We start from the raw sequence: 19,428 nt of genomic DNA on the forward strand, positions 1-19,428 counted from the left end.
CCATCTTGTAACCTCCGGTAACCCATTGGGGTTTCGCGCCAAGTTCGGCGAGGAAAGTGTCACAGTCAATCGCCGCCGGCGGGATTTCCAAAATCGTTCAGCACCTCGGCGGCCAGCGGACGGGTGATCCGCGTGCCGCGCGCGAGCGCCAGCCGATCCAGCCGGTCGACAATCGCCTGGGCGGCGCCGAGCGAGCGCTCCATCCGATTGACGATATAGCCCACCAGTTTGTCATCGATATAAAGCTGCCGGTCGGCAAAAAGCTTCACGATCACCTGGGCGAGCAGGTCCTCGTCCGGCTCGCCGATCTCGACCACGGTCGCCGCCTTCAGCCTCGATTTCAGGTCAGGCAGCGTGACGCCCCAGGAAACCGGCCAGAGCCGCGAGGTCATCAGGAGCGTATGGCCGTTCTCGCGCACGCTGTTGATGACGTGGAAGAGTTCCGCATCATCGAAACCGCGCCGCTCGGCATCCTCGAACAGCACCGGACCGGAAGCGGCAACCGCCGCAGCGTTCGAACCGGCAACGGGATGGATGTCGGCGGCGCCGGCCTTTTCCCGCCAGATATGCGCCAGATGCGATTTTCCCGAACCCACCGGCCCCGCCAGCACGACGACCGGCGAAGGCCATGCCGGCCATTCGTCGACGATCGCGACGGCGGCGGCAAGGCGCTCCGAAACGAGAAGATCGTCGCGGCTTCTCGCAGCATCGTGGGTAAATTGGAGCGACAGTTGTTCGTTCTGCCGCCGCTCGCGTTCGCGGGTCTCGGTCATTGGTCTTTCTGAACGGTTATCTGTGCGCTGCTCTCGCCATGCTCCAGCACACGGGGCGAAGGCCCCTCTTCCCAGGGAAGCGTCGCCGTTCGCCCGTAATAGATATCGCTGTCAAGATACTGCGACAGCGCGAAGCGGACAAGGACGCCGACCACGGCCGCCGCCGGCACGGCGATCAGCAGCCCGACGAAACCGAACATCGCACCGAAGGCGAAAAGGGCGAACATCAGCCAGACGGGATGCAGGCCGACGCTCTGGCCGACCAGTTTCGGCTGCAGGATGTTGCCCTCGATGAACTGGCCGACGAAGAAGACGCCTGCGACGGCGACGATCCAGGGATAATCCGGCCAGAACTGCACGAATGCGACGCCGACCGACAGCACGAGGCCGACAAGCGAGCCGATATAGGGAATGAAGCTGATCATACCTGAGATGAAGCCGATCAGCAGGCCGAAATTCAGCCCGACGAGCGAGAGCCCGACCGCGTAGAAGATGCCGAGGATCAGGCAGAGCGAGCCCTGGCCGCGGATGAAGCCCGCGACCGATTCATTCATCTCGCGGGCGATCTCGCGAACCGTGTCCACCTGGTCGCGCGGCACCCAGCTATCCACCTTCGCGACCATCCGGTCCCAGTCGAGCAGGATGTAGAAGGCGACGACCGGCGTGACGATCAGCAGCGACACGACATCGACGATCGCCTTGCCGGAGTTCCAGATCTGCGTCAGCAGCGAGCCGAGGAAGCCGGCGCCCTGGCTCAGCACCTCGGAGAAGTTCTGCTTGACCGTCTCGATCTGGGCCCCCAGCCAATGGGGCAGGAACGAGGTCTCGGGGCTCGAAATGATCTGCTGCAGCTGGGAGATATATCCCGGCAGCGCGGCGGCGAACTCGGTGAACTGGTTGATGACGATCGGGATCAGCAGCATCAGCGACAGCACGAAGACCAGCACGAAGCAGACGAGGATGACGACCGTCGCCATCAGGCGGCTCAGGCCCCGCCGCTCCAGCCAGTCGGCCACCGGATCGAGGAAATAGGCGAGCGCCATGCCGGCGACGAAGGGCAGCAGGATCGAACGGAAGAACCACAGGAACAGGACGAAGACGGCAAGCGCGCCGATCCAGAAAAGGATGTGGCGTCTGAGGCTCGCGCCGCTGATATGGTATGGCATCGCCGCTCCTTCACGCGTGACCGGGGTCGCGGACAGGATTAGGAGGGGCTGCCCGCGTGGTCAAGAGTCCGGCGGCGGCACGCCAAAGACTGTGAAAAGCCTTCAAAACCCGGCTGGGCGCTTGCATATCGGGTCGCGCCGTGCAATGGCGGGCCGCATATACATTGCGTATGTCCTCGTTCCGAACCGTTTCACTTTCGGGGGATATGCGGCGGTCCCATTGGAGATGAGCGATGAGCGAGACGGGCAAGAACGGTCTCACCTATAGCGATGCCGGTGTCGATATCGATGTGGGCAATCTCATGGTCGAGAAGATCAAGCCGGCCGTGCGCTCCACCCGCCGCCCCGGCGCAGACGGGGAGATCGGCGGTTTCGGCGGCCTGTTCGACCTCAAGGCCGCAGGCTTCACCGACCCGGTCCTCGTCGCGGCGAACGACGGCGTCGGCACCAAGCTGAAGATCGCCATCGACGCCGATTTCCATGACACCGTCGGCATCGACCTCGTCGCCATGTGCGTCAACGATCTCGTCGTGCAGGGCGCCGAGCCGCTCTTCTTCCTCGATTATTTCGCGACCGGAAGGCTCGATCCCGACCAGGGTGCGGCGATCGTCAACGGCATCGCCGCCGGCTGCCGCGAGGCGGGCTGCGCGCTGATCGGCGGCGAGACAGCGGAAATGCCCGGCATGTATTCCGATGGCGACTACGACCTTGCGGGCTTTGCCGTGGGCGCCGCCGAACGCGGCCAGCTCCTGCCGTCCGGCGACATCGCCGCCGACGACGTCATCCTCGGCCTCGCCTCCTCCGGCGTGCATTCGAACGGTTTCTCGCTGGTGCGCAGGATCGTCTCCCTCTCAGGCCTCGCCTGGGACGCGCCCGCCCCTTTCCGTGACGGCATGACCCTGGGTGAGGCGCTGCTCGTGCCGACCCGCATCTACGTGAAGCCGCTCCTGAAGGCGATCCGCGAGACCGGCGCGCTGAAGGCGCTTGCCCATATCACCGGCGGCGGCTTCCCGGAGAACATTCCGCGCGTGCTGCCGAAGGCGCTCGCGGCCGAAGTCGATCTTGCCTCCATTCCCGTGCCGCCCGTCTTCTCCTGGCTCGCCAGGACCGGCGGCGTCGAGGCGAAGGAGATGCTCAGGACCTTCAACTGCGGCATCGGCATGATCGTCGTCGTGGCGGCCGAAAACGCAAAGGCCGTTTCCGAGATCCTGGCCGGCGCAGGCGAGACCGTCGTGCCGCTCGGCCGCATGGTGGATCGTCCGGAAGGCGGCGCCGGCGTCATCTACAAGGGCACGCTCGGGTTATGACGCCGATGTCCGCGAACCCATCGCGCAAACGTGTCGTCGTCTTCATCTCCGGCAGCGGCTCCAACATGCTGTCGCTGGCGGATGCCTGCGCCTCGCCGGACTTCCCGGCCGAGATCGTGGCGGTCATCTCCGACAAGGCATCGGCGGGCGGCATCGCGAAGGCCGAGGCGCGCGGCATCAGGACCTTCGCCTTCGAGCGCAAGAGCTTTGCGAGCAAGGCGGAGCACGAGGCGGCGATGCTTGCCGCGCTCGACGAGGTAAAGCCGGACATCCTCTGCCTGGCCGGCTTCATGCGTCTCCTCTCCGGCGATTTCATCAACCGTTATGAAGGGCGCATCCTCAATATCCATCCCGCCCTCCTGCCGCTTTTCCCGGGTCTCAATACCCACCAGCGCGCCATCGACGCCGGCATGAAGATCGCCGGCTGCACGGTGCATTTCGTCACCGAAGGCATGGACGAGGGCCCGATCGTCGCCCAGGCGGCGGTGCCTGTCCTTTCGGGCGACGGGGCGGAGACACTGGCGGCCCGTATCCTCACCTTCGAGCACAGGCTCTACCCGCTGGCGCTGAAACTGCTCGCGGAAGGCAAGGTCCGGATGGAGGACGGCCGCGCCGTCCACGACGTTTCGGTCACATCCACGCATGCCGACCAGGGCTTGGTCAGCGCCTTCTGATCCCCTGCGGCAGCGCGCCGCTTGATCGCCGGATGCGAACCTGCAACATTCCCCGAGCACGCGTTCAAGCGTGCGGGGAACCATTCGTGCCTAACTCACTTTATCGCTTCGTGTGGCGTGTCAGCGGGCTGCACCAGGTTGCGATCGCCGCCTTGTCCATACTGCTCTTCCTGCTGGGAACGGTTCCGCTCGAGCTTCAGCGGCGGATCATCAACAGCGCCACCGACCAGGCGCCGCTTCGATCCATCGCCCTTCTCGTCGCGCTTTACCTGTCCTGCGTCCTGATGGAAGGCCTCGTCAAACTCGCGCTGAACATATACCGGAACTGGATCGGCGAGAGATCCGTGCGCTGGCTGCGCCGGGCAATCTTCACGGCGGATGCCGGCGATGCCGAGGTTGTCGACATGGCGCGGGAGGGCGTGGAGCTTTCGATCGTCATCGCCGAGGCCGAGCCGATCGGCGATTTCGTCGGGACCGCCATATCGGAGCCCCTGCTGCAGGCCGGCATCCTCGTCAGCGTCACCGGCTATCTCATCTATCTACAACCGCTCATGGCGCTCGTGGTCGTGCTGGTGTTCTGCCCGCAACTGGGATTCGTGCCGCTGATGCAGTCGGCCATCAACCGGCGCGTGGGCGAGAAGATCGGGATCACGCGGGAAATCAGCACGGGCATCGTGAACCGCGGGGGCGCGCATGATCCGGACGGGAGGCAGCGCAGCCGTATCGAGCGGATATTCACGCTCAACATGGGCATCTACAAGATCAAGTTCTCGATGAATTTCTTCATGAACTTCCTGACCCAGCTCGGCTATGCCGGCATTTTCGCGCTGGGCGGCTATTTCGTGATCACCGGCCGCACGGAAATCGGCACGATCGCGGCCTTCGTCGCAGGACTCGGCAAGATCAACGATCCCTGGGGCGACCTTGTGGACTGGTATCGCGCCGTCAAGGTGACACAGGTGAAGTATGCGATGGTCCTCAGCACGCCTTCCGCGGCCGGGGCGATCGTCCGCGCAGAAGCGCTCGTGCCCTGATCGCGGGTCAGCGCGGCGCGCCGACATTCATCGCCGCCCATTGGAGGAGCATGATCGTCTTGGCGTCGATGATCCCGCCGCTCTCGATCATGTCCAGTGCGGCGGCGAGCGGCAGTTCGATGACCTCGATATCCTCGTGCTCTTCCGCAAGCCCGCCGCCGTCGTCGATGCGGTCGGAGAGATCGACCGGAGCATAGAAGAAATGCACGAGTTCCGTCACCGAGCCGGGCGAGGTCAATGCCTTGAAGAGATGGCGCACCTCGCGCAGGCGGTAACCGGTCTCCTCCATCGCCTCGCGACGGATCGCATCCTCGGGATGGTCCTCGTCCAGAAGCCCGGCGGGCACCTCGATCATCCACGCGGGCTCGCCCGCGATATGGGCCGGCAGGCGGAACTGCCTGACCAGCACGACCTTGTCCCGCTTTGCATCGTAAAGCAGGATGCAGGCCGCCGGCGTGCGGTGGAAGACCTCCCGGTGCAGGCGATGGGTCGCCCCGTTCCGGTCGGTATAATCGAGCTCGTAGCCCGAAAGCCGCGTCCAGCCATCCGACAGCGTCTTGTCGCTGACGATCCTTACCCGTTCATTCGTATCCGTCATGCGGCGTCCTTGCGAAGCCAGACCTTGTTGTCATGGAAGGCAGCGCCCCCGTAAGGGGCGACCGCATCGGCGCCGGTCAGCACGTTGATGCCCTCGCCGTCGAGATGTTTCCCGTTCGGCCAGAGGCCCTCGGCGATCAGCACGCCCGGACGCGCGCCGGCCACCAGCCTGGCATGCAGGCGAATCTCGCCGCGCCGGTTGCCGAGCCGGACGATATCGCCATCGAGGATGCCGAGGCGCATGGCATCGGACGGTTCGATCATCACTTCCGGCCGCCCTTCCCGCTCGTAGGAACTCTTCGTCTCGGTGAAGGAGGAATTGAGGAAGCTTCTCGCCGGCGAGGTCGCCAGCCGGAAGGGATGCTCCTCGTCCGCCACCTCGATCACGTCGACCTGGTCCGGGAAAGCCGGCAATTCGGAAATCGGGCCCATCGGCCCGACATTTTTCGGCGGCTTGTCCGGCGACGGACCGTTCGCCCAATCCGGGCTGAAGCGGAACTTTCCATCCGGATAACCGAAACCCTTCAGATAATGGGCGGTCTCGAAATCGGGCTGCGCATCGATCCACTTCTCACGCTCCAGCACGTCGACACCGGGCCAGCGGCTGGCCTTCAGGATGCGGTCGATATGCTCGCGCTCGGAAAGCCCGAAACCGGGGAAGTGGTCGACGCCCAGCCGCCTGGCCAGTTCCTCGATGACGAAGAGATTGGTGCGCACCGTCCGCGGCGGTTCGGTGAGCTTCGGCCCGAGCAGGATGTGCTGCTGGCCGCCGGCGCGGTAGATATCGTCATGCTCCAGGAACATCGTGGCCGGAAGCACGATATCCGCCACCTCGGCGGTGTCGGTCATGAACTGCTCATGCACGGCGACGAACAGGTCGTCTCGCATGAAGCCCCGGCGGACGAGCCGCTGTTCCGGCGCGACGTTCATCGGGTTGGTGTTCTGGATCAGCATGGCCGTCACCGGCCCGCCGTGGCGCAGCGCATCGGCATCGCCGGTCAGCACCCGGCCGATCTGCGACTGGTCGAGCTGGCGGATACCCGGGTCGGCATAGGCGGTGCCCATCAGCTCGGACTTGTCCAGCCGGAATATCTGGCCATTGTTGTGGAAGGCACCGCCGCCCTCGTACTGCCAGGAGCCGAGAACCGTGGCGATCGACAGCGCCGCATGCATGGCGACCGCGCCGTTGCGCTGGCGGGCAAAGCCATACCCCAGGCGGAAGAAGGTTTTCTTCGTGGTGCCGACGAGTTTCGCGAAGTTCTCGATCTCGTCGGCGGACAAGCCCGTGATGACGGAGGCCCATTCCGGCGTCTTCGTCTTCAGATGCTTTTCGAGCCCGGCCGGATCGTCGGCATGTCCCGCCATGTATTCGCGATCGGCATGACCGTCGCGGAAGGCGATGTGCATGACAGCGCAGGCAAGCGCGGCATCGGTGCCCGGCCGGACGGTCAGGGCGATGTCGGCCTGCTTCATGGTCGGATTGTCGTAGATGTCGATGACGACGATCTTCGCGCCACGCTCCTTGCGGGCCTTCACCGCATGGGTCATGACGTTGACCTGGGTGGAAACCGCATTGGTGCCCCAGATCACCACGCAATCGGACTTCGCCATCTCGCGCGGGTCGGGACCGCGCAGCGCACCGGTGCCCATCACATAACCCGTCCAGGCCATGTTGGTGCAGATCGTGCCGAAGAAGCCGGAATATTTCTTCGCATGCCGCAGGCGCTCGATCGAATCGCGCTGCACCTGCCCCATCGTGCCAGCATAGAAATAGGGCCAGACGGCTTCCGAACCGTGCTTCGCCTCGGCCCTGACGAAAGCATCGGCGATCTCGTCGAGTGCGGCCTCCCAGGAAAGCTCCTGCCAGTCCCCCTCGCCTTTCCGGCCCTTGCGGCGCATAGGCACCAAAAGCCGGCCGGGATGGTAGATACGCTCGGAATAACGGGCGACCTTCGCGCAGATGACGCCGGCGGTATAGGTATTGTCGGCCGAGCCGCGCACGCGGCCGATCCTGCCGTCGGCCGTCAGATCGATATCCAGCGCGCAGGCCGAGGGACAGTCGTGCGGACAGACCGTATGTCCTACGGAATTGTGGCCGACCTTTTTCGGCTCCGGGGCGGTTTTGGCGGGGATCGGGGTCGCAACGTTCATGGCTTTTCTATATTGCATGCCAAGCCACGCAAGAAGCGCGATTTGCGGTGCATCAATTTTATTTACGCGAAACCCCTTGTTCGTATCGGACCCGGCCACGATGAACTACCGGCACATCTATCACGCGGGCAATTTCGCCGATGTCCTGAAGCATGCCGTGCTGGCGCGGCTCGTCCGCTACGCCCAGAAGAAGGACAAGGCCTTTCGCGTGCTCGACACCCATGCCGGCATCGGCCAGTACGACCTCTCTTCGGAGGAGGCCCAGAAAACCGGGGAATGGCGGGACGGCATCGGCCGCCTGATGGAGGCGGAGCTTCCTGCCGACGTTTCCGAACTGCTGGAACCCTATCTCTCCGCCGTCCGCGCATTGAACCCGGATGGCGCGTTGAGGCTCTATCCCGGCTCGCCGAAACTGGCCCGTATGCTGTTCCGCCCGCAGGACCGGCTCTCGGCCCTGGAACTGCATCCGGACGACTACGCGCGCCTGCACCGCCTGTTCGAAGGCGACTTCCAGGTGCGCGCCACCGAACTCGACGGCTGGCTTGCGCTCGGCGCGCATCTGCCGCCGAAGGAAAAGCGCGGCATCGTCCTGGTCGATCCTCCCTTCGAGGAGGACGGCGAATACCAGCGGCTCGTGAACGGCCTTGCCAACGCGTACCGGCGCTTTCCCGGCGGCACTTACTGCCTCTGGTATCCGATCAAGAAGGGCGCGCCGATCAAGGCCTTCCATGAGGAACTGCAGGCGCTGGAAATCCCCAAGATGCTCTGCGCCGAACTCATCGTGCGCAGCGACCGCGAGACGACCGGGCTCACCGGGTCCGGCCTCGTCATCGTCAATCCGCCCTTCACGCTGAAGGACGAGCTGCACGTCTTGCTGCCGGTCCTCAGGTCCGTGCTTGCGCAGGACCGTTTCGCCTCACAGCGCGCATTCTGGCTGCGAGGCGAATAACCGGATCAGCGGGTTTCCCGCTTGCCGCGCTCGATATCCGGCGGATGCTCGATCCGGAACCGGGACCGCTCGAAAACGAGGATCACCACCAGCGCCATGACGAAGGGGATGAGCAGGTAGAACAGGCGGAAGACCAGCAGGGCGGCGATCACATCGGCCGGGTTCATGTCCGGCAGTCCCATGACGAAAACGAGTTCGAGCACGCCGAGCCCTCCCGGCGCATGGGAAATGAGCGCCGCCGAAAAGGAGATGAGGAAAATGCCGAGCACGACCAGGAAGCCCGGATTTCCAGCCTCCGGCAGCGCGAAATAGATGATCCCGGCCGCTCCGATCAATTCGACCGGGGCGATGACGAGCTGCGGCAGCACGACCCGCGGCGCCGGATAGAATATGTTCAGGGAGCCGATCCGGAGCGGGCGCAGCCTCAGGAAGCTCGCCGCCACATAGAGAGCGACGAGGCCGAGGATCACATATCCCGTCGCCGCCGAGGCCTCCATGGGAAGGAGTTCGCCGAAACGATCGACGACATCGGGCTCGATGATCAGCACGATGCCGGCAAGCAGCAACGTCCCCAATATGAACGTGAAGGAGCAGACGGCGATCAGCACGCCGATCTCGGCCGGCGTCAGGCCCTTGGAGGAATAGGCGCGATATCGGACGACGGCACCCGACACGACCGAAGCACCCACATTATGCGACAGCGCATAGGTGGTGAACGAGCAGATGGCGATGAACCACCAGTCGACCTTGCGGCCAAGATGCATCAGCGCAATCCGGTCGTAGCCGGCAAGCGCGGCATAGGCGAGAAGCGTGGAAAGGCCGGCCAGCATCCAGTGCACCGGGGAGATCGCCTCCAGGCTGTGCCGCAAATCCTCCAGAGACAGCCCACGCAATTCCTTGTAGAGAAGCCATGCCGAAAGCGCTATCGTCAGCCCGCCGATCGTCGGCCACAGGTATTTCTTCAATGTCATCCAGTCACGTCGCTCTTCGCTCCTCGTCCCAATCCGGCAGGCAACCGCTCCCAAAATACCAGTCTATGCGTTGAGGCACCGGTTGCTCAACATTTACGACAGAAACGTGATCCAAAGCCTGAGATTTGTGACAATGAATTTCCGATCTGCCTGCACCAGCTTTTCGGCGGCGACGCTCGCGTTAGCCGCATTCCTGCCGACGACCGCGCCGGCCCTTTCACAGGATCGCACCCGTCAGGACCGCCCGGGACAGTTCGATTTCTACGTCCTGTCCCTCTCGTGGTCCCCAACCTTCTGCGCTTCCCAGAAGGGAGATGGCAACGACCAGCAATGCGGCGCGACGAGGGATTTCCGTTTCATCGTCCATGGACTGTGGCCGCAATATGAAAAGGGCTATCCGGATTTCTGCCGGACCGACGAGCCGGATCGGGTCCCGCGTTCTGTCGGCCAGTCGCTCTTCGACATCATGCCGTCGATGGGGCTGATCGGCCATCAATGGCGCAAGCATGGAAGCTGCACGGGCCTCGGCCAGCGGGAGTATTTCGCCAAGGTCCGCGAGGCTTTCGGACGCGTCCGCCTGCCGACCGATCTTTCACGCGGCGAGACCTCGGTCACGCTTTCGGCCGATGAGATCGAACAGAAATTTATCGCCGCCAATCCCGGCATGAGTCGCCGCGGCATTTCCGCGAGCTGCGAGGGGCGCCGCCTCGAGGAGATACGTGTCTGCCTCACCAAGGACCTGCAGTTCCGGGATTGCGCCGAAGTGGATGCCGACGGGTGCCGCGCCAGCAGCATAACGCTTCCGCCGGCCCGTTGAATTTTCATCACGAGGAAAGACCATGAAACTGCTTTATTCGCCGACCTCGCCCTACTCCGCCAAGGTTCGCATGGCGGCCCGCCATCTGGGCATCGGGATCGCCGAGGAAAAGACCGATACCGGCGCCAATCCGCCGGAACTCATCGACAGCAATCCGCTCGGCAAGATTCCGGTCCTGATTCGCAAGGACGAGCCGCCGATCTACGACAGCGTCGCCATCATGCATCACCTCAACCGGCTGTCCGGCGGGAAGCTCTATCCCAAGAAGGACGCGAAGCGCACCGAGGCGGAAGTGCTGGAGGCGCTTTGCGACGGCATCACGGACTGCCTGCTCGCGATCGTCTACGAACGCCGCTTCCGGCCGGAGGAGAAGATCCACCAGCCGTGGATCGACAAGCAATGGGAAAAGGTCGTCCGCGGGCTCGATCACCTCGAAAAGAACCTGCCGAAAACCGGCAAGAAGCTGCATGGCGGCCATTTCGCGCTCGCCGCGCTGATCGGCTATCTCGACCTGCGCTTCAACGGCCAATGGGCGGAAGGCCGCCCGGAACTCGCATCCTGGCCCGACGCCTTCGCGAAGCGCTTCGCGGAATACGCTTCGATGAGATCCGCCACCTGAAAAACAAAAAGCCCGGACCGAAGTCCGGGCTTCCCCAGCCTTGCAAAAGCTTCAGAGCTTAGAACTTGACGCCGATACCGACCTTGACGCTGTGGTCGTCGAAGCCCTTCGAAACCGAACCGGAATCGAGCTGGTAACGATCCGCGGCGAAGTCCGTGTAACGGTATTCGATACGGGCGGTGATGTTGTTGGTGACGAAAGCTTCGGCACCGGCACCGACAGTGTAGCCAACCTGGGTCTTGTCGTCGGACGAGGTCGCGTCCTTCAGTTCGTTGTTCTGGAAGGCGACACCGGCCGTACCATAGATCAGGAACGGGTTGAGGTCGTAACCGACGCGGCCGCGGACCGAGCCGTTCCAGCCGGCTTCACCCTTGTAGCCGCCGTGCGTCGAGCCGTCCTGGCCGTTGTAGCCGACGTCAGCTTCGATACCGTAGACGACCGGACCGGTCTGGAAGTTGTAGCCGGTGAAGACACCGCCACCGAAACCATTGGCATTATAGTCGTCGCCACCGAAACGGCCCCAGTCATATTCGCCGTAACCACCGAGGTAGAAACCCTGCCAGGTTGCAGCCGGAGCCGGTTCTTCAACCGCTGCCGGAGCCTGCGGAATCTGATCAACGGCATCAGCGGCATTGGCCGCGGAGATGGCGATGAAGCTGGCTGCCGAGGCCATGAGGGTTGCGATAAGAGTACGCATACATTTTCTCCTTCTACTGCTGTGCCGGGATTTCGTCGCAAAAACACAAACGGCGACGACTTTGTTCCCTGCCCGCTGAAGGCGAATGTGGATGCCAATTGAGGAATTGAAAGAGCCGAAATGTGAATTGATTGTGGCAAACGGAAGGCCAAAATTTGATGTTGCTGTATCGCAACATGTATTTCATTAACCTTAATTGTTCCTTTATTTAACTATAAATGCCTTTACCTTCGTAAAATACTTCTTAAACTACAAGTCAAACCGCGTCAACACGTCTTGCCGCTCACCTTCGCCTCGCCGCTGCATTCTTATTTCGACTTGTTTCTCCAGAAGAGACCGGCGGCCGCTGCGAATAACCGAAGAATTAAACACCGGAAATAAATGGCGGCGAAGGCTACGCGAGACAAAGACGCGACCGGACGGACGGCTTGACAGATTTTTGCCTCAATAAATCCCTCCGAAACACGGCATTTCGGATGCATCGCATGCGGGTGCGGCTTTCGCCCGCCGCGCTTTCAAAACCGGGCCCCGGTCATTATCTCTATCTTCGCCGCGACGGCTTATCCGGAACCCGGACCCAACCCCGCAATTTTTGACAAGCTGCCGAGGACAGGCCCATGGTTCGAATCGGCAATGGCCAGATCGATTGGTCCTGGAGAGCCGAATTCGCAGCCCGGCATCTGGCGGAGACTTTGGAATGAATGGAACGAAACTGCCCGACGGCGGCGTTCTCTACGACGAAACGGAAGACGACGATGACGACGCGCTGGTGAATGAGCCGGCCGAAGGCCCTGCCGCGTCGATCGACTGGAACGAGGGCTGGAAGAACGAGAGCGGCCTGAAGGGCGCCGAACTCATCGGCGAATTCGTCAAGCACCTGCCGAACGGACCCGGCGTCTACCGCATGTTCAGCGAGACGGGCGACGTGCTCTATGTCGGCAAGGCGCGCAGCCTCAAGAAACGGGTCGGCAACTATGCGCAGGGCCGTGTTCATTCCAACCGCATCGCCCGCATGGTGCGCGAAACCACGCATATGGAATTCGTCACGACGCGGACGGAAACCGAAGCGCTGCTGCTGGAAGCCAATCTCATCAAGCGCCTGCGCCCGCGCTTCAACGTGCTGCTGCGAGACGACAAGTCGTTTCCCTATATCCTGATCACCGGCGACCATCGCGCGCCGGCCATCTTCAAGCATCGCGGCGCCCGCGCCCGCAAGGGCGACTATTTCGGCCCGTTCGCATCCGCAGCCGCCGTCGGCCGCACGATCAATTCGCTGCAGCGCGCCTTTCTGCTGCGCACCTGTACCGACAGCGTCTTCGAGACGCGCACCCGCCCCTGTCTTCTTTTCCAGATCAAGCGCTGTTCCGGCCCCTGCACGCACGAGATCAGCGACGAAGACTATGCCGGCCTCGTGCGCGAGGCGAAGGATTTTCTCTCCGGCAAGAGCCAGAACGTGAAGGCGGCGATCGCCGCGCAGATGACGGAGGCCTCCGAAGACCTCGATTTCGAGCGCGCGGCAGTCTATCGCGACCGTCTCGCCGCACTTTCCCATGTCCAGAGCCACCAGGGCATCAACCCGGCCGGCGTCGAGGAGGCGGATGTCTTCGCCATCCATCACGAAGGCGGGCTTTCCTGCATCCAGGTGTTTTTCTTCAGGACCGGCCAGAACTGGGGCAACCGGGCCTATTTCCCCAAGGCGGACCCGCAGCTTTCCGGCGCGGAGGTGCTCAACGCCTTCCTCGCCCAGTTCTACGACGACAAGCCGGTGCCGAAGCAGATCCTGCTTTCGGAATCCGTCGAGGAACAGGAACTGCTGGCGCAGGCGCTTTCCGAGAAAGCCGGCCACAAGGTGGCGATCTCCGTGCCGCAGCGCGGCGAAAAGAAGGACCTCGCCGACCATGTGCTGGCCAACGCCCGCGAAGCCCATGGCCGCAAGCTTGCGGAAACCTCGTCGCAGGCGCGCCTGCTGCAGGGGTTTGCCGAAACGTTCATCCTCCCCTACGTGCCGCGCCGCATCGAGATCTACGACAACTCGCATATCATGGGCACCAATGCCGTCGGCGGCATGGTCGTGGCCGGGCCGGAAGGTTTCGTGAAGAGCCAGTACCGCAAGTTCAACATCAAATCGACCGACATCACGCCCGGCGACGATTTCGGCATGATGCGCGAGGTGATGACCCGCCGCTTCTCGCGCCTCCTCAAGGAGGAAGGCCTGCCCGACCGTGGCGCCGCCGCGACGGCGGCCGGCGAAGAGGCCGCGGATGCCGCCTTCCCCGCCTGGCCGGACGTCATCCTGATCGACGGCGGCCAGGGCCAGATGACCGCCGTGCGCGCCATCCTCGACGAGCTTGGCATCCGCGACGTCGTCACCGCGATCGGCGTTGCCAAGGGTGTCGACCGGGACGCCGGCCGCGAACGTTTCTTCGCCGACGGCAAAAGCGACTTCTCCCTCCCCCCGCGCGATCCGGTGCTCTATTTCATCCAGCGCATGCGCGACGAGGCGCACCGCTTCGCGATCGGCTCGCACCGGGCGCGGCGCAAGAAGGAGATGGTCAAGAACCCGCTCGACGAGATCGCCGGCATCGGCCCCGGCCGCAAACGCAAGCTCCTGCAGCATTTCGGCACCGCCAAGGCCGTCTCCCGCGCCGGGCTGACCGACCTTATGGCGGTGGAGGGCATTTCCGAGGCCGTCGCGAAACAGATCTACAATCACTTTCACGAGAGCCGGGCCGGATGAACGGGGCTGCCGCATTTCGCTGCAAAAAAGCCGCGGCGACATGTTGACGCTTGGCCGGCAAAGTCTCAACTAGGGGCAAACATCCGAATAGGTCGTCCATGGCTTCCCGCGCATACAACATTCCGAACCTTCTGACCTACGGGCGCATTCTGGCCGTGCCGCTGATCGTCGTCTGCTTCTTCATCGAGGGGCGGCTGGAAAGTTCCGATTTCGCGCGCTGGACGGGGCTTACCCTTTTCGTCGTCGCCTCGATCACCGATTATCTCGACGGCTACCTCGCCCGCATCTGGAACCAGACGTCGAATATCGGCCGCATGCTGGACCCGATCGCCGACAAGCTGCTGGTCGCCTCGGTGCTGCTCCTGATGGCCGCCGACGGTACGATCGCCGGCTGGTCGCTCTGGGCGGCGATCACCATTCTCTGCCGCGAAATCCTCGTCTCGGGCCTGCGCGAATATCTCGCGGCGCTGAAAGTGTCGGTGCCCGTCACGCGCATCGCCAAATGGAAGACGACGATCCAGATGGTGGCGATCGCCTTCCTGCTTGCCGGCCCCGCAGGCGACAAGGTCGTGCCCTATATCACGGAGCTTGGCATCGCCCTGCTCTGGATCGCGGCGATCCTGACCTTCTATACGGGCTACGACTACTTCAAGGCGGGCCTGAAACATCTGGTGGACGAGGAATGAGCACGAAACTCGTCTATTTCGCCTGGGTGCGCGAACGGATCGGCAAGCCGGAAGAAGAGATCGACCTTCCGGCAGGCGTCGTGACCGTCCGCGATTTGCTGAATCACCTGAAGAGCCTGGGCGAGGAATACGAGACCGCGCTTCAATATCCCGAAGTTATCCGCGTCGCCATCGACCAGGAGCATGTGGAGCATGACGAGCCGATCGCCGGCGCGCGGGAGATCGGGATATTTCCTCCCATGACAGGTGGGTGAGAAACGGTCCGGCGAAGCCGGGGAAATCGATCCAGTGAATCGATTCAGTGACGAACGCCCGGAGCCAAAGCGACGGGCGGGGAGCCGGTGAAGCAAACTCGGCCGGCGGCAACGGAGACGGTCAATGTCGAAAATCCCCCCCACCATCCGCGTCCAGCCCCACGATTTCGACCTGCAAACCGAGATCGACGCCCTGACCGCCGGCCGCAAGGATATCGGCGCAATCGTAACCTTCTCCGGTCTCTGCCGCGACGAGCTAGGCGCGCTTTCCGCCCTCGAACTCGAACATTATCCCGGCATGGCCGAAGCGGAGATGCGCCGCATCGCGGATATCGCCATCGAACGCTTCTCGCTCATCGGCCTCACCGCCGTGCATCGCCACGGAAAGATCCTGCCGGGGGAAAATATCGTGCTCGTGATCGCCGCCGCATCTCACCGGCAGGCGGCGTTCGACGGCGCCAGCTTCATGATGGATTTCCTGAAAACATCCGCCCCCTTCTGGAAAAAGGAACATGCGGCCGACGGCACGGCAGGCGGCTGGATCGCCGCCAAGGATGCCGACGACAGGGCGCGCGACAAGTGGCGCTGATTTCGCTCCTCCTCCAGGGCAGTCACCATAGGCGGACCAGGCCCGGGAGGGAGCCGAATATCTCGTCGGCGGAGATGAGAGGGATAGAGGAATGCAAGGCGGTGGCAGCCAAAATCCGGTCGAACGGATCGCGATGCTCCCAGGACATCGTTGCCGCCTGCAAGCAAATCTCCGGTGCGAGCGTCGCTATCCTTCCGCCCTGTTCTTCAAGCAGGGCGGGAAGGCCGTCGACATAAGGGGCCATCTGCGGCCACTTGCCGATACGAACCTTCCGGCCGATCTCGAAAAAACTGATCGGGCTGACGAACACGCCGTCCGCTTCAAGAATGGCGAGCGTCGCCTTCTCCGACAGACGCAAGTCTCCCGTCAAAGACCATGCCCAGACATGGGTGTCGAGCAATACCGCGCTCAAACCTTGCCTTCCCAGAGATCCAGTTCATCCTTATCCATGGGTTCGAAGAAATCGGGGGCATTGCTGTCAATCCTGCCCTTCAGCAGTCCGATCCTGAAGCGCGTCTGCGCAATCGGTACGATCCTCGCAACCGGTGTCTTCCCTTTCGCGATGACGATCTCCTCGCCAGCCTTCGCCAGTTCGATCAGCTTCGACAGATTGGTCTTGGCGGCGTGGATCGTGACCTGCACCGGAATACTCCTTAGCTAACTTGGCTAAATTAACCATTATGGTCTTGAAATCCAGACCGTTGTCCCGCAGGGCTGCAAATCAACCATGGAACGGCAAGCGGACTACGGAATGGCCCTTTCGCGCCGGCTCATCACCAGCACCGCCACCAGAGCGGAAACGATCAGGAGGTCCCGCCAGACGATCGGGCCGTAGCCGCTCCACAATGTTTCGGCAAGGCCGATGACGGCCGCGCCCGCGGCCGAACGCAGGGGGGTCGAATGACCGCCGGCGGCGGCGATCAGCACCACCTTCAGGCCGAACAGCAGACCGGCGCCGAAATCCATCGTGCCGTAGTGCGATGTGGCGAGCACCCCCGAGACGGTGGCGAAGAGCGCCGCCGCGGCATAGGAGGCCACGAAGACGCCGGAGGAATTGGTGCCGGAAAGCTCAGCGGCAAAGGGATCGTCGGCCACCGCCTTCCACATGCGGCCCCAACCGGTGCGGGCGAGCACGAGGTAGGCCGCGCCGACCATCGCCAGCATCAAAACCGAGTTGATGAGCTGGATCAGCGTCAGGGTGACCGGAAAACCATCCTCGCGCCAGAAGACAACGGCCCCGTTGAGGAAAGGCGGCAGCCAGAGTTCGCGCGTATCCGAGGCGAGCCTGGCCCCTTCCATCAGCACCATCAGCACGCCGAGCGAGGCGACGATCATCGCATTCGGCGAGACCCTGGCAAGCGGCCGCATGACGAATTGCCCCACAGTCACCCCTGCCCCGACGCCGCCGGCAACGGCCGCCGCCGCCCCAAGCGCGAGCGCCGCCGGCAGGACGAGCCGGAACTGGTTCCAGCCCGCATGGGCAAACAGCAGATAGAGGTGACCGGAAAAAGCGAAGATCGCGCCATAGGTGATGTCGGCCCGCCTGGTCACGGCGAAGGCGATCGCATAGCCGAAGGCGAGCGTCGCATAAAGCGTCGCCAGCGGAAATGCGTTCGCCAGTTGCTGCAACAGATAGGCCATGGGCGCTCCGTTCACGATAACGAATATAACTGGTCAATGCCATTTTACCAGTTATAATATCGAAATGACCTTTTCCTGGACCCCGCATCGTTTCGCCGGCGGCGCGCTGGCGCTGGATGTCGCCAACAGCGTCATCCTCCGTTTCGATCCCGCGCGCAGCATCGATCGTTTCGCCCTGCCCGAACAGATGGACGCCTTTCCCGCAGCGGCGGAGAAGTTCTCCGCCGAGCGGGCGCTGTTCGGTGCGCTTGCGCCGGTCCGCCCCCGCAACCGCCTGCCCTTCCTGGCCCTGCGGGAGGCGACCGACCGCTATTTTCGCGCCCGTGTGCTCGGAGAGAGCGGGCACGATCTGCTGGCCGACTTTCTCGAAGCGGCGGCGGATGTTCTGCGCCGGGCCGACAACCGTTCGCTGGAGGCCGCAACCGCGCATTCCGCCCTTCGGCTACTCGCGGACGAGGAGACCGCGCGGCTGAAAATCTGCGGCAATTGCGGCTGGCTGTTCGTCGACCGCAGCAGGAACCGCAGCCGCACCTGGTGCGACATGTCCGTCTGCGGCAACCGGGTGAAGGCCAATCGCCATTATCACCGGAGGAAGAAGGAGGCGGTCTCGTGAAACATCGGTTCGTCGTCTGCAGCCTTGCCGCGCTGCTGCTCGCCGCCTGCCAGCGTGAGGCGGACGAGCCTCTTGCCGAGCTTTCCGGCCGGGTGTTCATCTTCAACTACCGGGTTGCGGCGGCAAACTATGTGGTCACGCTACGCAAGACCGCCCCCTTTCCCGAAGGCAGCTACGCGGAAGCGGAATTCGAGAACCCTCAAGGCGGCGCGCCGCTCACCGCACGCCAGACCCTTTTTCCGGCCATGGAAAAGATCGTCCTCGAAAGTCCCGATCTCAAGTGCGTGAAGAAGGACAAGCCCTATTCGGTGAAGATCCGGCTCGTCGGCGACGATGACAAGCCGTTGCAGACAATCGAGACGAGCGTCACGTCGAACATGGACCAGACGGAAATGATGCCGTCGAAACCGCTCGTGGTCGGGCCGGTCTATACGCCGAACCCGGAGGTCTTCCACGCCGACGGCAGCGTGGATTACGCCAAGCAGGGAAACTGCCCGGCATGAGACATCGGGGCGACCGTTCCGATATCGGTCGCTAATACGGTATCGGCATCCGCGGCGGGCATTCATCCTCCGAGAGAGGGGCAAGGTCCGCCGTATCGCCACGCCCCGAACCGGAGGAAAGCAGAGGGTTCGCCAAACAAAAAAAGCCGGGTTTGAAGCCCGGCTTTCCTGTTCGAGATACCTGCAATCAGCCGACGATTTCGGTTTCGGCGAACCAGTAGGCGATTTCCTGCACGGCGGTTTCCGGCGCATCGGAGCCGTGAACGGAGTTTTCGCCGATCGACAGGGCGAAGGACTTGCGGATGGTGCCCTCGGCAGCGTTTGCCGGGTTGGTGGCGCCCATGATCTCGCGGTTCTTCAGGATGGCGTTCTCGCCTTCCAGAACCTGCACGATCGTCGGACCGGAGGTCATGCCTTCGACGAGTTCACCGAAGAACGGACGGTCCTTGTGAACGGCATAGAAGCCTTCGGCTTCGCGCTTGCTCATCCAGACGCGCTTGGAAGCGATGACCCGCAGACCGTTGTCTTCGAACACCTTGGTGATGGCGCCCGTCAGGTTGCGCTTGGTGGCATCCGGCTTGATCATCGAAAACGTGCGTTCAATCGCCATTGTTCTATCCTTTATCTCCAAGGGAAAGTGGGCGGTCTTT

General features: G+C 63.1%; 22 protein-coding genes. 12 read left to right on the top strand and 10 right to left on the bottom strand.

Going from position 1 to position 19,428, the window contains the following annotated elements:
* Nucleotides 1-65 precede the first annotated feature (65 nt).
* A complete protein-coding gene (gene hdaA, locus ACFFP0_RS20070; RefSeq protein ID WP_377263971.1) occupies nucleotides 66-773 on the bottom strand; it encodes a DnaA regulatory inactivator HdaA in 708 nt (235 codons plus the stop codon).
* Complete coding sequence (locus ACFFP0_RS20075; RefSeq protein WP_377263972.1) at nucleotides 770-1,939, bottom strand: AI-2E family transporter; 1,170 nt, start codon at nucleotides 1,937-1,939, stop codon at nucleotides 770-772. Before ACFFP0_RS20075 ends, hdaA begins: the two co-directional genes overlap by 4 nt.
* A gap of 233 nt (nucleotides 1,940-2,172) precedes the next feature.
* Between ACFFP0_RS20075 and purM the strand changes: the two genes are divergently transcribed.
* The 3 genes from purM (at nucleotide 2,173) to ACFFP0_RS20090 (ending at nucleotide 4,954) form a co-directional block, all read left to right on the top strand.
* Entirely contained in the window at nucleotides 2,173-3,246 is a 1,074-nt protein-coding gene (gene purM / locus ACFFP0_RS20080) for a phosphoribosylformylglycinamidine cyclo-ligase (RefSeq protein WP_377263973.1), read from the top strand.
* Nucleotides 3,243-3,920 (top strand): phosphoribosylglycinamide formyltransferase, encoded by a 678-nt coding sequence (purN, locus tag ACFFP0_RS20085; protein WP_377263974.1) that lies wholly within the window; start codon nucleotides 3,243-3,245, stop codon nucleotides 3,918-3,920. Before purM ends, purN begins: the two co-directional genes overlap by 4 nt.
* 86 nt (nucleotides 3,921-4,006) lie before the next feature.
* Complete coding sequence (locus ACFFP0_RS20090) at nucleotides 4,007-4,954, top strand: ABC transporter transmembrane domain-containing protein (RefSeq protein WP_377263975.1); 948 nt, start codon at nucleotides 4,007-4,009, stop codon at nucleotides 4,952-4,954.
* Between the two features lie 7 nt (nucleotides 4,955-4,961).
* Here the strand turns inward: ACFFP0_RS20090 and ACFFP0_RS20095 are convergent, their stop codons facing one another.
* Nucleotides 4,962-5,552, bottom strand: a complete 591-nt coding sequence (locus ACFFP0_RS20095) for an NUDIX domain-containing protein (RefSeq protein ID WP_377263976.1) — start codon at nucleotides 5,550-5,552, stop codon at nucleotides 4,962-4,964.
* Nucleotides 5,549-7,702 (bottom strand): molybdopterin-containing oxidoreductase family protein, encoded by a 2,154-nt coding sequence (locus ACFFP0_RS20100; protein ID WP_377263977.1) that lies wholly within the window; start codon nucleotides 7,700-7,702, stop codon nucleotides 5,549-5,551. Before ACFFP0_RS20100 ends, ACFFP0_RS20095 begins: the two co-directional genes overlap by 4 nt.
* 100 nt (nucleotides 7,703-7,802) lie before the next feature.
* Between ACFFP0_RS20100 and ACFFP0_RS20105 the strand changes: the two genes are divergently transcribed.
* Nucleotides 7,803-8,651, top strand: coding sequence for a 23S rRNA (adenine(2030)-N(6))-methyltransferase RlmJ (locus ACFFP0_RS20105; protein WP_377264341.1), 849 nt, complete (start codon nucleotides 7,803-7,805; stop codon nucleotides 8,649-8,651).
* Between the two features lie 5 nt (nucleotides 8,652-8,656).
* On the opposite strand, the gene ACFFP0_RS20110 is transcribed toward ACFFP0_RS20105, so the two are convergent.
* Entirely contained in the window at nucleotides 8,657-9,622 is a 966-nt protein-coding gene (locus tag ACFFP0_RS20110) for a lysylphosphatidylglycerol synthase domain-containing protein (RefSeq protein ID WP_377263978.1), read from the bottom strand.
* A gap of 133 nt (nucleotides 9,623-9,755) precedes the next feature.
* On the opposite strand from ACFFP0_RS20110, the gene ACFFP0_RS20115 reads away from it, so the two are divergent.
* Both ACFFP0_RS20115 and ACFFP0_RS20120 read left to right on the top strand, forming a co-directional pair.
* Nucleotides 9,756-10,439, top strand: a complete 684-nt coding sequence (locus ACFFP0_RS20115; protein WP_377263979.1) for a ribonuclease T2 family protein — start codon at nucleotides 9,756-9,758, stop codon at nucleotides 10,437-10,439.
* 22 nt (nucleotides 10,440-10,461) lie between these two features.
* Nucleotides 10,462-11,058 (top strand): glutathione S-transferase, encoded by a 597-nt coding sequence (locus ACFFP0_RS20120; RefSeq protein ID WP_377263980.1) that lies wholly within the window; start codon nucleotides 10,462-10,464, stop codon nucleotides 11,056-11,058.
* A gap of 58 nt (nucleotides 11,059-11,116) precedes the next feature.
* Here the strand turns inward: ACFFP0_RS20120 and ACFFP0_RS20125 are convergent, their stop codons facing one another.
* A complete protein-coding gene (locus tag ACFFP0_RS20125; protein ID WP_377263981.1) occupies nucleotides 11,117-11,755 on the bottom strand; it encodes an outer membrane protein in 639 nt (212 codons plus the stop codon).
* Between the two features lie 697 nt (nucleotides 11,756-12,452).
* Between ACFFP0_RS20125 and uvrC the strand changes: the two genes are divergently transcribed.
* From uvrC to ACFFP0_RS20145, 4 genes are all read left to right on the top strand, one after another.
* Entirely contained in the window at nucleotides 12,453-14,492 is a 2,040-nt protein-coding gene (uvrC, locus tag ACFFP0_RS20130; protein WP_377263982.1) for an excinuclease ABC subunit UvrC, read from the top strand.
* A 98-nt stretch (nucleotides 14,493-14,590) separates the two neighbouring features.
* Complete coding sequence (pgsA, locus tag ACFFP0_RS20135; protein WP_377263983.1) at nucleotides 14,591-15,178, top strand: CDP-diacylglycerol--glycerol-3-phosphate 3-phosphatidyltransferase; 588 nt, start codon at nucleotides 14,591-14,593, stop codon at nucleotides 15,176-15,178.
* Nucleotides 15,175-15,432 carry a molybdopterin converting factor subunit 1 gene (gene moaD, locus ACFFP0_RS20140; protein WP_377263984.1) on the top strand — a complete coding sequence of 86 codons (258 nt, stop codon included), beginning with the start codon at nucleotides 15,175-15,177 and terminating at the stop codon, nucleotides 15,430-15,432. Before pgsA ends, moaD begins: the two co-directional genes overlap by 4 nt.
* Nucleotides 15,433-15,556: 124 nt before the next feature.
* The gene (locus ACFFP0_RS20145; protein ID WP_377263985.1) at nucleotides 15,557-16,021 is read left to right on the top strand and encodes a molybdenum cofactor biosynthesis protein MoaE; all 465 of its coding nucleotides are present in this window, start codon (nucleotides 15,557-15,559) and stop codon (nucleotides 16,019-16,021) included.
* Nucleotides 16,022-16,043: 22 nt separating this feature from the next.
* Here the strand turns inward: ACFFP0_RS20145 and ACFFP0_RS20150 are convergent, their stop codons facing one another.
* From ACFFP0_RS20150 to ACFFP0_RS20160, 3 genes are all read right to left on the bottom strand, one after another.
* Nucleotides 16,044-16,433, bottom strand: a complete 390-nt coding sequence (locus ACFFP0_RS20150; RefSeq protein WP_377263986.1) for a type II toxin-antitoxin system VapC family toxin — start codon at nucleotides 16,431-16,433, stop codon at nucleotides 16,044-16,046.
* A complete protein-coding gene (locus ACFFP0_RS20155; RefSeq protein ID WP_377263987.1) occupies nucleotides 16,430-16,663 on the bottom strand; it encodes a type II toxin-antitoxin system Phd/YefM family antitoxin in 234 nt (77 codons plus the stop codon). The genes ACFFP0_RS20150 and ACFFP0_RS20155 overlap by 4 nt, the downstream gene beginning before the upstream one ends.
* 102 nt (nucleotides 16,664-16,765) lie before the next feature.
* Nucleotides 16,766-17,662 carry a branched-chain amino acid ABC transporter permease gene (locus ACFFP0_RS20160; RefSeq protein ID WP_377263988.1) on the bottom strand — a complete coding sequence of 299 codons (897 nt, stop codon included), beginning with the start codon at nucleotides 17,660-17,662 and terminating at the stop codon, nucleotides 16,766-16,768.
* 64 nt (nucleotides 17,663-17,726) lie between these two features.
* Here ACFFP0_RS20160 and ACFFP0_RS20165 point away from each other — a divergent pair, with 64 nt between their 5' ends.
* Together ACFFP0_RS20165 and ACFFP0_RS20170 are read left to right on the top strand one after the other, a co-directional pair.
* Entirely contained in the window at nucleotides 17,727-18,275 is a 549-nt protein-coding gene (locus ACFFP0_RS20165; protein WP_377263989.1) for a CGNR zinc finger domain-containing protein, read from the top strand.
* Entirely contained in the window at nucleotides 18,272-18,778 is a 507-nt protein-coding gene (locus ACFFP0_RS20170; protein WP_377263990.1) for a hypothetical protein, read from the top strand. Before ACFFP0_RS20165 ends, ACFFP0_RS20170 begins: the two co-directional genes overlap by 4 nt.
* Nucleotides 18,779-18,965: 187 nt before the next feature.
* Here the strand turns inward: ACFFP0_RS20170 and ndk are convergent, their stop codons facing one another.
* Complete coding sequence (gene ndk, locus ACFFP0_RS20175; RefSeq protein WP_377263991.1) at nucleotides 18,966-19,388, bottom strand: nucleoside-diphosphate kinase; 423 nt, start codon at nucleotides 19,386-19,388, stop codon at nucleotides 18,966-18,968.
* Between the last annotated feature and the right edge of the window lie 40 nt (nucleotides 19,389-19,428).

The organism is Neorhizobium puerariae (genome assembly GCF_042429745.1).
GTDB lineage: Bacteria > Pseudomonadota > Alphaproteobacteria > Rhizobiales > Rhizobiaceae > Neorhizobium > Neorhizobium puerariae.

Coding starts and splice junctions, on each gene's coding strand:
- hdaA (WP_377263971.1), bottom strand. CDS start 773: ATGACCGAGACCCGCGAACGCGAGCGGCGGCAGAACGAACAACTGTCG.
- ACFFP0_RS20075 (WP_377263972.1), bottom strand. CDS start 1,939: ATGCCATACCATATCAGCGGCGCGAGCCTCAGACGCCACATCCTTTTC.
- purM (WP_377263973.1), top strand. CDS start 2,173: ATGAGCGAGACGGGCAAGAACGGTCTCACCTATAGCGATGCCGGTGTC.
- purN (WP_377263974.1), top strand. CDS start 3,243: ATGACGCCGATGTCCGCGAACCCATCGCGCAAACGTGTCGTCGTCTTC.
- ACFFP0_RS20095 (WP_377263976.1), bottom strand. CDS start 5,552: ATGACGGATACGAATGAACGGGTAAGGATCGTCAGCGACAAGACGCTG.
- ACFFP0_RS20100 (WP_377263977.1), bottom strand. CDS start 7,702: ATGAACGTTGCGACCCCGATCCCCGCCAAAACCGCCCCGGAGCCGAAA.
- ACFFP0_RS20105 (WP_377264341.1), top strand. CDS start 7,803: ATGAACTACCGGCACATCTATCACGCGGGCAATTTCGCCGATGTCCTG.
- ACFFP0_RS20110 (WP_377263978.1), bottom strand. CDS start 9,622: ATGACATTGAAGAAATACCTGTGGCCGACGATCGGCGGGCTGACGATA.
- ACFFP0_RS20115 (WP_377263979.1), top strand. CDS start 9,756: ATGAATTTCCGATCTGCCTGCACCAGCTTTTCGGCGGCGACGCTCGCG.
- ACFFP0_RS20120 (WP_377263980.1), top strand. CDS start 10,462: ATGAAACTGCTTTATTCGCCGACCTCGCCCTACTCCGCCAAGGTTCGC.
- ACFFP0_RS20125 (WP_377263981.1), bottom strand. CDS start 11,755: ATGCGTACTCTTATCGCAACCCTCATGGCCTCGGCAGCCAGCTTCATC.
- uvrC (WP_377263982.1), top strand. CDS start 12,453: ATGAATGGAACGAAACTGCCCGACGGCGGCGTTCTCTACGACGAAACG.
- pgsA (WP_377263983.1), top strand. CDS start 14,591: ATGGCTTCCCGCGCATACAACATTCCGAACCTTCTGACCTACGGGCGC.
- moaD (WP_377263984.1), top strand. CDS start 15,175: ATGAGCACGAAACTCGTCTATTTCGCCTGGGTGCGCGAACGGATCGGC.
- ACFFP0_RS20145 (WP_377263985.1), top strand. CDS start 15,557: ATGTCGAAAATCCCCCCCACCATCCGCGTCCAGCCCCACGATTTCGAC.
- ACFFP0_RS20160 (WP_377263988.1), bottom strand. CDS start 17,662: ATGGCCTATCTGTTGCAGCAACTGGCGAACGCATTTCCGCTGGCGACG.
- ACFFP0_RS20165 (WP_377263989.1), top strand. CDS start 17,727: ATGACCTTTTCCTGGACCCCGCATCGTTTCGCCGGCGGCGCGCTGGCG.
- ndk (WP_377263991.1), bottom strand. CDS start 19,388: ATGGCGATTGAACGCACGTTTTCGATGATCAAGCCGGATGCCACCAAG.